The 15,642-nt window shown below is 70.9% G+C and carries 13 protein-coding genes; 5 read left to right on the top strand and 8 right to left on the bottom strand.

Going from position 1 to position 15,642, the window contains the following annotated elements; translation table 11 throughout:
- Positions 1-298: 298 nt before the first annotated feature.
- Positions 299-1,696 carry a class I SAM-dependent RNA methyltransferase gene (locus BKH33_RS13230; protein ID WP_003785561.1) on the bottom strand — a complete coding sequence of 466 codons (1,398 nt, stop codon included), beginning with the start codon at positions 1,694-1,696 and terminating at the stop codon, positions 299-301.
- Positions 1,693-3,792, bottom strand: a complete 2,100-nt coding sequence (locus BKH33_RS13225; protein WP_003785558.1) for an APC family permease — start codon at positions 3,790-3,792, stop codon at positions 1,693-1,695. The genes BKH33_RS13230 and BKH33_RS13225 overlap by 4 nt, the downstream gene beginning before the upstream one ends.
- 91 nt (positions 3,793-3,883) lie before the next feature.
- Between BKH33_RS13225 and BKH33_RS13220 the strand changes: the two genes are divergently transcribed.
- Both BKH33_RS13220 and BKH33_RS13215 read left to right on the top strand, forming a co-directional pair.
- Positions 3,884-4,507, top strand: a complete 624-nt coding sequence (locus BKH33_RS13220; RefSeq protein ID WP_003785587.1) for a potassium channel family protein — start codon at positions 3,884-3,886, stop codon at positions 4,505-4,507.
- A gap of 3 nt (positions 4,508-4,510) precedes the next feature.
- On the top strand, positions 4,511-5,173 hold the full coding sequence (locus BKH33_RS13215) for a potassium channel family protein (RefSeq protein ID WP_003785565.1): 663 nt from the start codon (positions 4,511-4,513) through the stop codon (positions 5,171-5,173).
- A 15-nt stretch (positions 5,174-5,188) separates the two neighbouring features.
- Here BKH33_RS13215 and BKH33_RS13210 read toward each other — a convergent pair whose 3' ends face one another.
- Genes BKH33_RS13210 through BKH33_RS13195 form a run of 4 tightly spaced genes read right to left on the bottom strand, consistent with a single transcriptional unit; the run spans position 5,189 to position 7,409 of the window.
- Entirely contained in the window at positions 5,189-5,953 is a 765-nt protein-coding gene (locus BKH33_RS13210; RefSeq protein ID WP_003785545.1) for a DUF3159 domain-containing protein, read from the bottom strand.
- Between the two features lie 32 nt (positions 5,954-5,985).
- Positions 5,986-6,363: an OB-fold nucleic acid binding domain-containing protein gene (locus BKH33_RS13205; protein WP_043539948.1), complete on the bottom strand. Its 378-nt coding sequence runs from the start codon at positions 6,361-6,363 to the stop codon at positions 5,986-5,988.
- Positions 6,364-7,077 (bottom strand): DUF3710 domain-containing protein, encoded by a 714-nt coding sequence (locus BKH33_RS13200; protein WP_003785570.1) that lies wholly within the window; start codon positions 7,075-7,077, stop codon positions 6,364-6,366.
- Positions 7,078-7,103: 26 nt separating this feature from the next.
- On the bottom strand, positions 7,104-7,409 hold the full coding sequence (locus tag BKH33_RS13195; protein ID WP_004565030.1) for a DUF4193 domain-containing protein: 306 nt from the start codon (positions 7,407-7,409) through the stop codon (positions 7,104-7,106).
- 336 nt (positions 7,410-7,745) lie between these two features.
- Here BKH33_RS13195 and sepH point away from each other — a divergent pair, with 336 nt between their 5' ends.
- Positions 7,746-9,218, top strand: a complete 1,473-nt coding sequence (gene sepH, locus BKH33_RS13190) for a septation protein SepH (RefSeq protein WP_408626631.1) — start codon at positions 7,746-7,748, stop codon at positions 9,216-9,218.
- A gap of 110 nt (positions 9,219-9,328) precedes the next feature.
- Here the strand turns inward: sepH and BKH33_RS13185 are convergent, their stop codons facing one another.
- Both BKH33_RS13185 and BKH33_RS13180 read right to left on the bottom strand, forming a co-directional pair.
- Positions 9,329-10,606 carry an alkaline phosphatase family protein gene (locus BKH33_RS13185; RefSeq protein ID WP_003780418.1) on the bottom strand — a complete coding sequence of 426 codons (1,278 nt, stop codon included), beginning with the start codon at positions 10,604-10,606 and terminating at the stop codon, positions 9,329-9,331.
- An 11-nt stretch (positions 10,607-10,617) separates the two neighbouring features.
- A complete protein-coding gene (locus BKH33_RS13180) occupies positions 10,618-11,250 on the bottom strand; it encodes a DUF5998 family protein (protein WP_003780419.1) in 633 nt (210 codons plus the stop codon).
- Between the two features lie 139 nt (positions 11,251-11,389).
- Here BKH33_RS13180 and BKH33_RS13175 point away from each other — a divergent pair, with 139 nt between their 5' ends.
- On the top strand, positions 11,390-13,939 hold the full coding sequence (locus BKH33_RS13175) for a DNA gyrase/topoisomerase IV subunit A (RefSeq protein ID WP_003780467.1): 2,550 nt from the start codon (positions 11,390-11,392) through the stop codon (positions 13,937-13,939).
- A gap of 85 nt (positions 13,940-14,024) precedes the next feature.
- The coding region (locus BKH33_RS13170; protein WP_208607108.1) for an amidohydrolase at positions 14,025-15,642 on the top strand (1,618 nt) is incomplete at its 3' end.

The following is a 15,642-nucleotide window of genomic DNA, read 5'->3' as shown; positions in this document are numbered from 1 at the left end:
CGACGCCGACCCCCACCGAGGAGCCCACGCCGACGCCCACTCCCACCGAGGAGCCCACGCCCGGCACCTCGGCCAGCACGCCACCAAGCAATAGCGGCAGCAACCTGGCGAGCACCGGCTCCAACGCCGTGCCAGTCATCGCAGCCATGGCCGTATTCCTGGTGACGGGATATGTGATCCTGGCAGTCCGTCGTCGCGCATCGTGACCGATCGTCAGCTGACTAGGCTCCTTCCCGGAGCATGAGATGGGCCCCAGTCCTTCACGGACTGGGGCCCATCACCATTGCCATCGATTGGCTCAGGATCTGTCAAGCACCGCGATCGTCTCGAAGTGGTGAGTGTGCGGGAACATGTCCAGCGCGCTCATGGCACCCAGGCCGTAGCCGGCCCGCAGAAGGGTTCCCAGGTCCCTAGCCATGGCCGCCGGGTCACAGGCCACCAGGACGATCCGCTCGGCCCCGAGGGCGGCGACAGCCTCAATGATCTCGCGACCTGCACCCTGGCGCGGCGGGTCGAGGACGACGACGTCGGGGCGGCCTGCGGCGAAGGAGACGGCGAGCTCGCGCACCGAGCGGGCGCTCACACGTCCGGCAGCCAGGCGGGCGCCGGGATGCTCGTGCAGGGTGCGGCGGGCGTCGCGGACGGCCTGCTCACTGCCCTCCAGAGAGAGGACCTGTCCGCCGCTGCCCACGAGGGCGGCCAACGGCAGAGTGAACAGACCGGCCCCCGAGTAGAGCTCCAGGACGCGACTGCCCGCGGCCCGTTCGAGGTTCTCCCCCAGGGCGGCGCGCACGACGCGTTCGACCAGGACCCTAGGGGCATCGACATGGACCTGCCAGAAGCCCCCGGCGTGGACGGAGTAGGTCAGCTCCCCCAGGCCCAGGGCCGAGGCGTCAACGATCTCCTGGACGCGGCGCCGCCCGGTGCTGCGCGCATGAGCAGTCAGAAGCCGGTCGTCGAGCAGGACCACGGGCTCGCCGCCGCTGGGGGCAATGGCCTCGATGCGCATGCCGGGCCGGTAGTGGGCGCGCCAGCGGGAGCGCTCCAGCAGGCCGATCTCGGTGATGGCGGGCACGGCCAGGGGCAGGCGGCGCAGGGGAAGGACCGTCCCTGAGCGGAAGGCGTGCATGCCGGGCTCGCCGTCGTCGTTGACCGTCAGGCTCACGCGGGTACGGGTGGCGGTACCGGCCAGAGCGCGCCTGCGGGCGCTGGTGGAGGCCTGGGCAGCGGCATCGGTGGGCATGGGCTCGATCGGTACGGCTGCCCCTGCGGAGGCCTCGGGCAGGGAGGCGACGGCGTCGGCCACCTCCTGCCCGCCGATCCGGCGCAGGCAGTCGGCCAGGACCCAGCGCTTCCAGGTGCGCTGGGCGTCCAGGGCGACGTGGGCGAGCTCTCCCCCGCCCACGCCTGCGGGGCCGGCCTCGGGCCAGACGGACTCGACGCGGTCTGGGGAGGCCTGGAGGACCTCGACGGCGTCGGCCCGCCAGGTCCGCGAGGTCATCTCGGTCAGCCGGGCCCGCACCGTCTCACCGGGCAGGGCGTGGCGCACGAAGATGACGCGGCCATCCGGGTCGTCCACGGGCCGGGCCACGCAGTGCCCGCCGTGCGCCGGCGCCCCGACGGCCAGGGTGAGCTCACGGGGACGCCCGCGGCTGGGATCGGGCTGATCGTCGGGCCGGCCGGGCTGCGGGGTCATCGGTTCTCCTGGTGGTCTGCACCGACGTCACCGGTGCCGGAGCTGTTGAGGTGACTGAGGTGGCTGTCGACGTGACGGCGCATAGCGACGTCGGCGTCGATGATGCCCTCAGCGGTGCGAGCGCGCACGCCATGGTGGAAATGCCGCTGGCCGGGCAGTCCCAGCTGCCAGGGCACGGAGGCGACGACGACGCCGGGTGTGAACAGCAGGACGGTCTTCAGGCGCAGGGCGGTCTGGTTGTGGAGGATCTGCTCCCACCAGTGGCGCACGATGTACTCGGGCAGGAAGACGACCACGAGGTCCCGGGGGGACTCTCGGCGCACCGAGCGCACGTAGTTGATGACCGGGCGGGTGATGTCTCGGTAGGGCGAGTCCAGAACCGTCAGCGGCACTGCGATATCGGCCTCCTCCCAAGCGTCCAGGAGACGTTCGGCGCCACCGTCACCGGTGTCCACCGTCAGCGCCTCCAGCGCGGTCGGGTGGGTCGACTGGGCGTAGGTCAGGGCCCGTAGCGTCGGCTGGTGGAGGCGTGAGGCCAGGACGATGGCGTGGACGTGGGCCGGTAGGACGCGGGCGTCGTGGAGGTCGGAGATGGCCACCTCCTCGCTGACCCGCCGGTAGTGGCGGCGGATCCGGTTCATCACCAGGTAGAGCAGTGCCATGATCGTCAGGGTGATCCAGGCGCCCCGAGTGAGCTTGGTGAGCAGGACGATGACCAGGACCGTTCCGGTGCCCAGCACCCCGATGGCGTTGATGATGCGGGCGCGGTGCATGCGCGAGCGGGCCCTGGGCTCGGTGGCGATAGTGAGCTCACGCGTCCAGTGGCGCACCATGCCCACCTGGGAGAGGGAGAAGGAGATGAAGACGCCCACGATGTAGAGCTGGATGAGGCGGGTCGTGTTGGCCTCGAAGCCGATGAGGAAGGCCACGGCTCCCAGCCACAGGACGATGATGCCGTTGGAGAAGGCCAGGCGGTCGCCGCGCTGGGAGAGCTGACGGGGAAGGAACTCGTCACGGGCCAGGACACTGGCCAGGACCGGGAATCCGTTGAAGGCGGTGTTGGCGGCCAGGACCAGGATGAGCCCGGTGACGGCGGCGACCAGGTAGAACATCGGCCGGAAGCCGGAGAAGACGGTGGCGGCGATCTGTCCGATAGCGGGGTCCTGGTGGTAGGTGTCTCCGACCGGGACGCCGTTGCGCAGGAGCTGATGGGCCGGGTCCTCCACCATGCGCACGCCGACGGCGCCGGCCAGGTGGATGACGCTCATGAGCATGAGGGCTGCGATGCTGCCCAGGAGCAGCAACGTGGTGGCGGCGTTGCGGGACTTGGGGCGCTGGAAGCTGGGGACGCCGTTGGAGATCGCCTCCACACCGGTCAGGGCCGCGCAGCCCGAGGAGAAGGCCCGCAGGACCAGGAAGCCTCCGGCCAGGCCGGTCAGGCCCTGCTCCCAGCCGGCGTGGGTCACGACGTCGAGCCCGGCGGACTCGGCCTGTCCGAGCGTCCCGGTCAGCTCCTGGATGAGGCCGACGACAGCCATGATGCCGATGACGCCCATGTACAGGTAGGTGGGAATGGCGAAGGCCCGGCCCGACTCGCGCGAGCCGCGCAGGTTGAGCACCGCCAGGACGGTGACGACGGCGACGGAGATCTCCACCTTGTACGGGGCCAGGGCCGGCAGGGCCGCCGCGAGGTAGGAGGTGCCCGAGGACACGGAGACCGCGACGGTCAGGACGTAGTCGCTCAGCAGGGCCGAGGCCACCAGGAGGCCGGCGTGGGAGCCGAGGTTGGCCGAGACCACCTCGTAGTCGCCACCGCCGGACGGGTAGGCGTGGACGGTCTGCCGGTAGGAGGCCACGACGACCACGAGAACGCCGACGACGGCCAGGGCGACCCATGGGGACAAGGCGGTGGCAGCGACCCCCGCCACGGCCAGGGTGATGAGCACCTCATCGGGGGCGTAGCCCACGGAGGACAGGGCGTCGGAGGCGAATACCGGCAGGGCGATCCTCTTGGGAAGGAGCGTCTCCCCCAGGGCTCCACTGGGGACAGGACGGCCGACGAGAAGCCGCTTGATGCGGTCTGCGAAGTCACGCACGTCTCCAGATGTTACGTCCGTGGCCCGACAACGGAGTACCGTCCTCCTCGTGCACTTCGTCATCATGGGCTGTGGCCGCGTTGGAGCGTCCATGGCCGTACAGCTCGACCGCATGGGGCACTCGGTGTCCGTCATCGACCGCTCCTCGGACTCCTTCCGCCGGCTGCCCTCGGACTTCAACGGCCGCAAGGTCAAGGGCGTCGGCTTCGACCGCGACGCCCTGGAGCAGGCCGGCATCGACGAGGCCTACGCCTTCGTCGCCGTGTCCAACGGGGACAACTCGAATATCGTCGCCGCACGCGTGGCGCGGGAGAGCTTCGGCGTGGACAACGTCGTCGCCCGGATCTACGACTCCCGCCGGGCCGATGTCTACGAGCGCCTGGGCATCCCCACAGTGGCCACCGTGCGCCAGACGGCCGACCAGATGATGCGTCGCATCCTGCCCGGCTCCAGCGCCCGCGAGCTCGAGGACCCCTCGGGCATGATCGCCCTCATCCAGCCCAGCGCCTCACCCCAGTGGGTGGGCACCACGATCGGGGCGCTCGAGGACCGCCTGAGGGTGCGCGTCGCCTGGATCTCACGCGATGCCACGGCCCTGCTGCCCGAGGCCGCCACCGTCATCCAGGAGCATGACCGCCTGCACCTCGCGGTGAGTACCGACCGCATCGGTCAGGTGCGCCGTGCCCTGTCACACGCCCCGTCGCAGGAGGCCTGAGCCATGCAGATCGTGATTGCCGGAGCCGGATCCGTGGGCCGTTCCATCGCCCGTGAGCTCATCAGCCACGGCCATGAGGTCACGCTCGTCGACCGCTCCGCCGAGGCCATGCGTATCGCCTCGGTCCCGGAGGCCGACTGGCAGCTGGCGGACGCCTGTGACATCGACGCGCTGGAGCGCGCCGGGGCCGAGACCTGTGACGTCATCGTGGCCGCCACCGGGGACGACAAGGCCAACCTGGTCATCTCCCTGCTGGCCAAGACCGAGTACGGGGTGCCCCGTACCGTCGCCCGGGTCAACAATCCCAAGAGCGAGTGGCTCTTCGACGAGACCTGGGGCGTGGACGTGGCCGTGTCCACCCCGCGCTTCATGACGGCGCTGGTGGAGGAGGCCGTCAGCGTCGGCAGCCTGGTGAGCATCTTCCACTTCCACCAGTCGGGCGCCTCCATGCATGAGCTGACCCTGCCGGAGGACTCACCGGTCATCGGCGAGCTCGTCTCCGACATCGAGCTGCCGCCCCACACGGTGCTGGCGGCTATCCTGCGCGACTACCGGCCCATTACGCCCGACCGCGACGAGCGCTTCGAGCGCGGGGACGAGCTCATCTTCCTCACGGCGCGCGAGGGAGAGTCCGGCCTGAAGGAGCTGCCCCTGATCTTCACGTGACTGGGAGCCGGAGGGCTACTGGTCGGCGACGGCCCGGGCCTGTGCGATCCGGCTGGGGGCGACCAGCAGCCAAATGAACCACAGGGTCACGGCGTACAGCGGCACGCCCAGAATGAGGCGGGCGGCGCCCAGGTAGGACACGGCATGCTCGCCGGCCAGGTAGAGGGGCACCTCGACGACGAGCCGCAGGGCGAACATCAGCGTCAGGACCCAGGTGCCCGCGTGATAGCGGCGCCTGACGTTGCGCAGGGCGGGGTCGGTGCGCCAGGCCGACGGCCGCGCGTCTGGATCGTCGTCGGCCTGCACAGACTCCCTCGATCCCCCGGACTCGTCCGACTTCCCGGACTCATCGGTGACCCGGTGCCACAGAGTGATGAAGGCGCCCACGATCGGCCAGCCGATGAGCAGGGAGACCAGGCAGACGACCAGCCAGGCGGCGTTGATCATGAGCCCGGTGGCGTAGAAGTTGGAGGCCTCACCACTGCGCCAGGCCCACAGGGCGGAGACGAGGACCAGCACGATCCCGCCCACGACCTGGGCCGGCGACTGGCGCTGCACCAGGCGGGTCACGAGGCCGACGGCGCTGACGACCAGGGAGGCGGCCAGGGCCGCCGCCAGGGCGGTGGGGCGCACCGCCATGACCAGGACGAAGACGAGGGTGGGAACAACGGACTCAAGAACGCCTCGCCACCCGCCCACGGCGGCCATAGCGTCGAAGCGCTCGGAGTCGATCGCACCCAGGCCGGTGCGACCAGGGGTGTTCGCTGAACGGCTGCTCATTCGTAAGTCCTTCTCCGGCGTCGGTGCAGTGGCTACTGCCCCGGCCCCAGCAGCTGGTAGGCGGGATTGTGGATCTGCAGACGGTAGGTGCCGTCAGCGACCCGCCCCTCGACCATCAGATGGGTGCCCGGTTTGATGCCGGCGATGCGCCGTCGGCCCCACCACACCAGGTCGATGCTGCCGGTACCGTCATAGAGCTGACCGACGAGGATGGGCTTGTCCTGGCTCGAGCGGTAGGTGACCGCCTGCAGCACACCCGAGACCCGGGCCCGCTGACGCGACGCCAGGGACCCGATCGGATCGGTGCCCCGCCGGCTGGCGGAGCGCTCCTCGTCCTCGGCCTCCAGGTGCTCACGACTGGTGCGAAGCAGCCTGGCGAGCCGCTTCAGGCGAGCGAGCAACGCCCTCATCTAACGCACTTCGGCGATGGTCGGGCCGGGAGCCAGCGGGTCGATGCCGGGCAGGTCCTCGGCCTCGGGGCCGGTCACGGCTCCGGGCGCGTGCATGGGCAGGATCTCGCGGGGCGGGCGGGCCTGGCCGTCACGGACGACGACGATGCCGCGCAGTACCTCCCGCAGCGCCTGGGCCGACTGCTCGGAGGAGGCGGCGTGCCCCTGGAGGACTCCCCGCAGGAACCAGCGGGGTCCGTCGATCCCCAGGAAACGGATCGTGCCGGTTGTCGTCGTACCGTCGGGGCCGCGCATGGGCAGGTGGGCGACCAGCTCGGTGCCGTACTCCCCGTAGCTCTCCTCGTAGCGGGCGCCGTTCCCGGCGAGCTCATTGGCGATGTCACTGCGCAGCTCGTCCCAGATGCCGGCAGTGCGCGGCGCGGCGAAGGCCCGCAGCTCGAGCGCCGAGCCGCCCAGCGCGAGGACGACGGCGGTGATAGTGCCGTCGGGCCCCTGCTCCAGGCGCAGCTGCATCCCGTCTACGGCCGGGACCTGCAGGGCGCCCAGATCGATACGAGGCACGTCCTCCTGATCCTCTGGCAGCTCACTGAGGTCCCACGGCCCGGAGGCCGCGGACTCGTTGAGATCGTCGACGTCGGCCCCAGCGTCGGAGGCGAGGATGGACTCGTCGGAATCGGTGGATGCGTCGTCACGACGGCGCGAGAACAGTCCCATGGGGGTCTCCTGAATCGGGTGGGATGTCAGCCGGCGCAGTCGGCGCACACCGGAAGACCGGTCGCCTCGTCGACGAAGGCCAGCTGGCTGCGGTGGTGAACGAGGAAGCACTCCGAGCAGGTGAACTCGTCCTCGAGCTGAGGTACGACGTGAACGCTCAGCTCCTCGCGGGACAGGTCAGCCCCGGGAAGCTCGAAGCCCTCGGCCGCCTCGTTCTCATCCTCCTCGATCGCAGCGGAGGACTGGTCCTTCTGCCGCGAGGTCAGCTCCTCGATGGAATCGGCCTCGGGCTCGTCATCATTCTTGCGCGGGGCGTCGTAGTCGGTCGCCATGGCCTCGTCACTCTTTCTGTCGACGGCTCTCAGGTCACCTCCGGGGCGGGAGTCGAGCGCCGTACGCACACTGGCATCGCGGCAACGATCTGCGCATTCGTCCCAGAAGGCACGCGCACAATAGCACCGACAGGCGTCCCGTCAAGCCAAATCGCCCGATGGAAGAGCACAGTTCGCTTGCAGTGCGTTCGATCCAAGGGTATTCACGAGGGTATTCACACGTGCTTCACATGTGGCACACCGCTGCGCCTCCCACGGCTTGACGCCTGCGGATGGCAGGCTGTGAAGCACAGTGGAGCAAATCGTGCTGACATCGGGATGAAGGAGGCCCCGCCCATGGTCGAACTCGAGCTGCTGGGTGCCAACGGTGACACGATTGTCATGACAGACGAGGACGGCGAGCGCTACAGCATCGTCGTCGACGACGCCCTCAGGGCCGCGGTGCGCCGTGACCGCGGCGCCATCGTGTCCCCGTCGACAACGACTGCGGAGACGCCAGCGCCTCTGCGCCCCCGCCAGCTCCAGGCGTATATGCGCGCCGGTGCCACCGCGGCCGAGGTCGCGATCAGCACGGGCATGGACGTGGAGCACGTGCGCCGTTTCGAGGGACCGGTACTCGCCGAGCGCCAGTGGGCCGTCTCGCAGGCCCAGTCCTGCCGTATCGGATGGGAGAAGGACTCTCCTCTGCTCGGCGAGCTGGTGGTGGACCGCCTGGCCACCCGCGGTGTCAACCCCTCAAGCCTGGAGTGGGACGCGTTGCGCGAGGGCCGCGACCCCTGGCTCATCATGGTCACCTTCGTGCAGTCCGCTGAGGAGAAGCAGGCCCGCTGGTCGCTGGATCTGACGGCCCGGGCGGTTCACGCTCTGGATGATGAGGCGCGTTGGCTCACGGAGGCCGGCGTGGGCACTCACCGTCCAGCGGTCTTCGACCAGGACTCGAAGGCTCCTGGGGCCTCGGCCGGCACGCCGTCGGCCCAGTCGGGGGCCTCCCCCGCCTCCGTGGGCTCACCCGGCACCGGCGCGCTGTCGGCCGTCTCCGCTCCGGCCGCCGCCTCCGGCGAGACCTCGGGCCTGGCTGTCGAGATGCCCGCCGGGATGCTGCCGGTACGGGAGTACGCCCGCCCCACCAACGGCGCCATGTCTGCGGATGACACCGATGCCCTGCTGGCCGACCTGGCCTCCAGCCGAGGCCGGCGCGTCGAGGTCGGGATGCCCCATGACGACGACCTGAGCGGTTTTGCCGGCGAGAGTCACGGTGATGAGGACACCTTCACCGACCCTCACGGTATCGACTACACCAGCAGCCCGGACAGCCCTGAGGTCCCCTCGCCCCCGGCCAGGGGGATCGAGGAGCGCCGCGCCCAGGCCCACACCGAGGTTCACAGCCAGGCGGCCGACAAGTCCACGGGGCAGGCTACGGGTCTGAGCGCCCAGGTCTACTCGATGTCTGAGCGCCGGCGCCTGCACACCGGCAACCACCCCGCCGGGACCAGGCTGGTGACGGCCTCCAGCGCCCCTTCGGCGGCTCCGTCAGCCCCGAGTCCCGCTGTGGACCGGGTACCGGTGGGGCGTCAGGCGCCGGTGGGTGCGGACAGTCCCACCGAGCCGGTGCCGGAGATCCCCATGCCCTCACGCTCCGAGGTTCTGGCCAAGGCCTCGCCCCGGCCATCAGCTGCCTCAGGCGCGGGCACCCAGGAGACGCTGCCCGACATGCCCAGCACGGTTCCGGCCAAGAAGAAGTCCCGCCGCCGCTCGCGTCGCTCCGTCCCCTCCTGGGACGAGATCGTCTTCGGTGCCAGGCCCGAGTAGCCAGGAAACCAGGTCGCGGCGCCAGCCCTCTCAGGGCTCCTGTCCTCGTCAGGCCCCAGTGTTGCCTCGTGGCTTCTGAGACACTGGTGCGGTGGGTCGCCCTGGCCCCGTCAGGCCTCGGTGACGAGCAGGGGCACCTGAGTCTCGGCCGGTGTGAAGGAGCCGTGGACGCCGGGCATGGCGATGGCGGACTCGGAGTGGACCCGAGGGTCCACAAGCACCCAGGTTCCGGCCATGGCCACAACGACGTCCCCGACGACGCCTCGCGCCCGCGCTCCGAGGGGCCCCAGGTGCTCAGCGGCCTGCTCCCGGGTACCGATCCACTCCGCCCGGTCCCCCAGCACGTCGCGGTAGCGGCGGGCCACCTCAGCGGCCAGGTCCGTGTCGCCGTCTGCGACGTGCAGGTGGGTCAGGCGGGGCTCCCCGGCCACGGCGACGACGTCGCGGGCGAGCTCGCCGTGGGCGCTCAGGTCGATGCGGTGGTCGGCGTCGGTGTCGACCATGCCGTGATCGGCACTCAGGATGATCCTGGTGCCGGCCGGGACGCGGCGGACCAGCTCGGTCATGGCGGAATCGAGGCGCTCGAGCTGTGCCAGCCACTGCTCACTGAGCCAGCCGTGCTTGTGGCCGGTCTTGTCCAGCTCACCGACGTATAGGTACACCAGGGGCGTGCCGCGGCGCAGTGCGCCGGCGGCCAGACCGGGCCGATCCTCCAGACGATCCGCTCCCAGGTGCGAGGCACCCCGCAGGGCCGCCTCGGTCAGGCCGGAGCCGGCGAAGCGGGCTGGTCCGATGCTCACCGCGCTCCCTGCGGGAAGGCGCTCGAAGATCGTGGGAACGTCCTGCCATGCCCGAGGGCTGGGAGCGTCGTCACCCTTCCAGGTGATGAGGCTGAGGACCTGGTCGGGGCTGGGGACCGTTGAGGCGGGAAGGGTGGGCCCCAGGCAGGGCTTGAGCACCGAGTAGCCGACCATGCCGGTGGTGCCAGGCAGGGCGGAGGTTCCCAGCATGGTCAGGGCCGCGGCCGTCGTCGAGGGGCGGCAGGTGAGGATCCCGGCGCCGTCATTGCTGTCGCCGTTGTCCTGCTGAGCCAGCCATCTGCGCAGGGTGGGGGTGTGTCCGCGGCGCTGGCGGAGCATCTCCAGGCCCAGCCCGTCCACGAGGACGACGACGGTCCCGGTGCCGCCGGCCGTTTCGATCCCCCAGGTGCGGGCGACGCGACGGGCCCGGGCGTCGGTGACAGCTGAGTCGCCGTCGATCTCGGTATCGCGCAGAGTCAGCCCGGCGCTGACGGCGCCGACCGTCAGGAGGTAGCGCAGAGCCGGGTCCTGCGGGCAGTCCACGATGGGAGCCGGTGAGGGCTCCTCGGCGGCAGTCTGAGACCTCATCGCCGGTCCCGTCACACGGAGGCGGCGCGGGCCGTCATCTGCGAGAGCCGGCTGGCGAAGGTCTCAGCACGGGCGAGCGCGGCAGCGCCCTCGACACCCGCAGCCACGCGGATGACGACGTCGTCAGGCACGGAGACACCGGTCATGCCGTGGTCGGCCTGGCAGTCGGGGTCACCGCAGGAGGCCGGTTCCATGTCGATACGGCGCACGGAGCCCCAGGAGACCGCGATCGTCATCTCGGTCAGGGTGCCGCCGCCCTGGGCGGGTTCGGACACGCCCCGGGTCAGGGCCATCGAGCGGATACGGCTGAGCGGAACGGCCTCGCTGGTGGCCAGGGCGCCGGGGCTGCCGTCGTCACGGGGGGCGTCGTCGACGTGGACGATGATGAGGCGGGTGGAGGTCAGGGACAGGACGGTCAGGTGCCGGTGGACGGCCTCGGCGAAGGTGGTCTCGGCCTGGACCATGCCGGAGACGATCTCCTCCTCCCCCGCGGCCAGTCGGAGGGTGTCGAGCACCAGCTCGGGGTAGTAGCCGGCGAGCTCCACCTGCTGCGCCAGATCGACGGCCGCGTCCTGCGGCGCCTTAGAGGTGGCCGAGCCAGGGGCCGGGCTGGCGGCCGAGTTCTGGCGTGAGTGGGTCGTCATGGTCGTCATTGTGCCATCGTCGTCGAGCGCCGGTAGCCCCGGTCCCGGACCGGACCGATCACGCTGGACGGGTGCGTCTGACCTGTCACGCCCGGGTGTCGTGGTTTGTTTTCGGCTCGATTCCTCGGAGAATGCGCCCATGCCGAAGTCCGCCTCCACCCAGGCTCCTCCCCCGACCGACGGGGAGATCGTCGACCTTGACCTGTCCACGGAGATGCGCACCAGCTTCCTGGAGTACGCATACTCCGTCATCTACGCGCGCGCCCTGCCGGACGCCCGCGACGGGCTCAAGCCGGTTCAGCGCCGCATCCTGTTCCAGATGGACCGCATGGGGCTGCGCCCCGACCGCCCGCACGTGAAGTCCTCCCGGGTCGTGGGCGACGTCATGGGCCGACTCCACCCACACGGCGACACCGCGATCTACGAGGCGCTGGTGCGTCTGGCCCAGCCCTTCACGATGCGTCTGCCGCTCATTGACGGGCACGGTAACTTCGGCTCCCTGGATGACGGACCGGCGGCCCCCCGCTACACCGAGGCACGCCTGGCCGAGCCGGCGCTGGCGCTGACGGCGGATCTGGACGAGGACACGGTCGACTTCGCCCCCAACTACGACTACACGCTCACCGAGCCCGAGGTCCTGCCCGCGGCCTTCCCGAACCTGCTGGTCAACGGCGCGGCCGGTATCGCGGTGGGTATGGCCACCAACATGCCGCCGCACAACCTCGTGGAGGTCGTGGCGGCCGCCCGGCACCTCCTGACCCACCCCGAGGCGAGCCTGGAGGAGCTCATGGCCTTCGTGCCGGGGCCGGACCTGCCCGCCGGCGGCATGATCGTGGGACTGGACGGGATCCGGGAGGCCTACCGCACGGGGCGCGGCAAGTTCCTCACGCGCGCCACCGCCCACGTGGAGTCGGTCTCCCCGCGCCGCAAGGGCATCGTGGTCACAGAGCTGCCCTACATGGTCGGACCGGAGAAGATCATCGCCCGGATCAAGGAGGCGGTCGGCTCCAAGAAGCTCCAGGGCATCACCGACGTCGCCGACCTCACCGACCGCAGGCACGGCACGCGCCTGGTCATCAGCGTCAAGAACGGCTACAACCCCGAGGCCGTCCTGGCCCAGCTCTACAAGCACACACCGCTGGAGGATTCCTTCGGCATCAACAACGTCTCCCTCGTGGACGGCCAGCCCCACACCCTGGGCCTGCGCGAGCTGTTGGAGGTGTTCGTGCGCCACCGTCTCACGGTGGTCACCCGGCGCACCCGGTTCCGCCTGGGCAAGCGCCGTGAGCGCGCACACCTGGTGGACGGGCTGCTCATCGCCATCCTCGACATCGACGAGGTCATCGCCGTCATCCGCTCCTCCGACGACGCCGCCACGGCGCGCACGCGGCTCATGCAGGTCTTCGACCTCACCGAGCCGCAGGCCAGCTACATCCTCGAGCTCCAGCTGCGCCGGCTCACGAAGTTCTCGGTGATCGAGCTGGAGAAGGAGCGCGATGAGCTGGCCCGGGAGATCGAGGCCCTGGAGGCGATCCTGGCCGATGACGTCCTGCTGCGACGGGTGGTCTCCCGCGAGCTGGTGGCCGTGGCCGAGCAGTTCGGCACCCCGCGGCGAACGGTGCTGATGGAGGCCTCCGGTGAGCGCGTGACCTCGTCGGCCGCCGGCGCAGCGACTCCGGACGAGGCCTCCGCCGCCTCAGGCGGAGGCGCGAAGCGGGCCGGCACGTCCGCTCAGCCGATGACGCTCATGCCGAGCGCGTCCCCGGTTCCGCTCACCGTCCCCGACGACCCGTGCCGGGTGATGCTCTCCGCCACTGGCCTGGTGGCACGCACCCCCGACGCCGAACCGGTCGCCCGCACCGGTGTGCGCCAGCCCCATGACGCCCTGACCTCCCAGGTGTCCACCACGGCGCGTGGGCGGATCGGCGCGGTCACCGACACCGGACGTCTGGTGCTGCTCGACGTCGTCTCCACCTCGGAGGTGCCCCGCACCGATGGCGCTCCGGGGCTTGCCGGGGCGACTCCGGTTCGCCAGCTGGTGGACATCGAGCCGGAGGAGAAGGTGGTGGGGCTGGTCCCGGTGGGCTCGGCCGAGCACGCACCGATCGTCCTGGCCACGGCCGAGGGCGTCATCAAGCGGGTCAAGCCCGGCGATGAGCCGAGGAACGCCGAGAGCTGGGAGGTCATCTCCCTGTCCGACGACGACCGGGTGGTCTTCGCCGGCACGGCGGCCGACACGGACTTCCTGGCCATGGTGACCTCTGACGCCCAGCTGCTGCGGTTCCCGGCCGCCAAGGTGCGCCCGCAGGGCCGGGGCGCCGGCGGCATGGCGGGGATCTCGCTGCGCGAGGGCGCCCGGGTGATCGCCGGTGCGGCGGTTCCCGAGGATCTTCTGGCCGAGGCCGTGGTGGTGACGGTGGCGGGGTCCGAGAGCTCGCTGCCGGGCACCGGCGGCGGCAGTGTCAAGGTGACCCCGTTGGACCGCTACCCGGCCAAGGGACGGGCCACGGGCGGGGTTCGCTCCCACCGCTTCCTGCGCGGTGAGGACGAGCTCGTGGCCGCCTGGGTGGGCGTGGCCCCGGCGCGGGCGCTGCGCGATGGGGGCAAGCCGGTCCCGCTGCCGGATGCCGATGAGCGGCGCGACGGCTCCGGCTCGCCGCTGCCGGCCCCCATCGTCGGCATCGGCTGAGCAGGTTGCCGGGGCGGCGGGTCATACCGGGGCGGAATGCCCCGGATACCGCCCGTGGTCAGGACGGATGTGCCTAGAGTTGCCCATGGCTGATCAACCGTCCGCAGACCTGATCATCAGGGACGTTCGTATCGTCCCCTTCCGTTCCCGCACCGAGCTGGGTGGACTCCGAGGCTGCGGTCGGGGCCCGGGCTCACTGGATGCGCCGCCCTGCCCGGGTGAGCCCGTTGACGTGCGTGTGACGGGTGGTCGCGTCGTCGAGGTGGGGCGGGGCCTCCATGCTCCTGGAGCGCCAGTGCTTCAGGCCGATGGTTCCTTCCTCATCCCCGGCCTGTGGGACGCCCACGCCCACCTGGATATGGAGGCGGCGCGCTCGGCTCGCATCGACACGCTGGCCACGCGCAGCGCCGAGGAGGCCCTGGAGCTGGTGGCCCGGTCGCTGCGGGACCTGCCGGCGGGTTCGCAACCCGCCACGATCCAGGGCTTCGGGCACCGCCTGTCCAACTGGCCCCGTCTCCCCACCGTGGCCGAGCTCGATGCCGTCACCGGTGACATCCCCACGCTGCTCATCTCCGGGGACGTGCACTCCGGGTGGCTGAACTCGGCGGCGCTGCGCATCTTCGGTCTGCCGCAGGCCAGCGCCCAGGAACCGGGGGCTCCGCTGAAGGAGGATCCGTGGTTCGCCCTGCTGGACCGGCTCGATGAGGTCCCGGGGACGCGCGAGCTGCGAGAGTCCGGCTACCAGCAGGTCCTGGCCGACATGCTGGCCCGGGGCGTCACCGGCGTGGTCGACATGAGCTGGTCGGAGGATCCCGACGACTGGCCGCGACGTCTGCAGGCCATGGAGACCCAGGGTGTCCTTCCTGAGGTGCTGCCCCGTATCCGGGTCGCGGTCTACCGCGACAAGCTGGAGCACTGGATCGCCAGGGGACTGCGCACCGGGACCGAGCTGGCGGGCTCACCACACCTGCCCGATGGCTCCCCGGTGCTGGTTCAGGGACCGCTCAAGGTGATCGCCGACGGGTCGATGGGCTCGGGCAGCGCGCACATGTGCGAGCCGTACCCGGCCGAGCTGGGCCTAGAGCACGCCTGCGGCGTGGTCAATATCGACCGGGCCGAGCTCACCGACCTCATGGCTCGGGCCGGCCGGCAGGGCTATGAGATGGCCATCCACGCCATCGGGGACGCGGCCGTCGACGACGTCGCCGCCGCCTTCGCGCTCTCCGGAGCCGCCGGGCGCCTGGAGCACGCCCAGCTGCTGCCCGCCGACGCCCTCGATGAACCCAACGGGGCCCTCAGACGCCTCGTGGGGTGCGGCGTCGAGCTGTCGGTTCAACCGGCCCACCTCATTGATGACTGGACGGCCGTGGGCCGGGTGTGGCCGGGCCTGGAGGGGCGCACCTACGCGTTCGCGGACATGGTGGCCGGCGGGGCTCTGCTGCAGCTGGGCTCGGACGCGCCGGTGGCGCCGCTGGACCCGTGGCTGGCGATGGCGGCAGCGGTGGGGCGCGAGACGCCGGACGGCTCGGTGTGGTCATCGGACCAGCGGCTCACAGCCGAGGAGGCCCTGGCGGCCAGCGTCAACGGGGCCGGACCGGTGGCGGTGGGTTCTCAGGCCGATCTGGTGCTCCTGGCCGAGGATCCCCTGCGCCTGGGGGCCGAGGATCTGGCCCGGGTGCGTCCACCGGCCACGATCGTGGCCG

The sequence above is a fragment of the Actinomyces naeslundii genome, assembly GCF_001956585.1.
GTDB classification, from domain to species: domain Bacteria; phylum Actinomycetota; class Actinomycetes; order Actinomycetales; family Actinomycetaceae; genus Actinomyces; species Actinomyces naeslundii.
The sequence above is the reverse complement of the archived record's forward strand: the minus strand, read 5'-3'. Positions and strand labels throughout refer to the sequence as shown.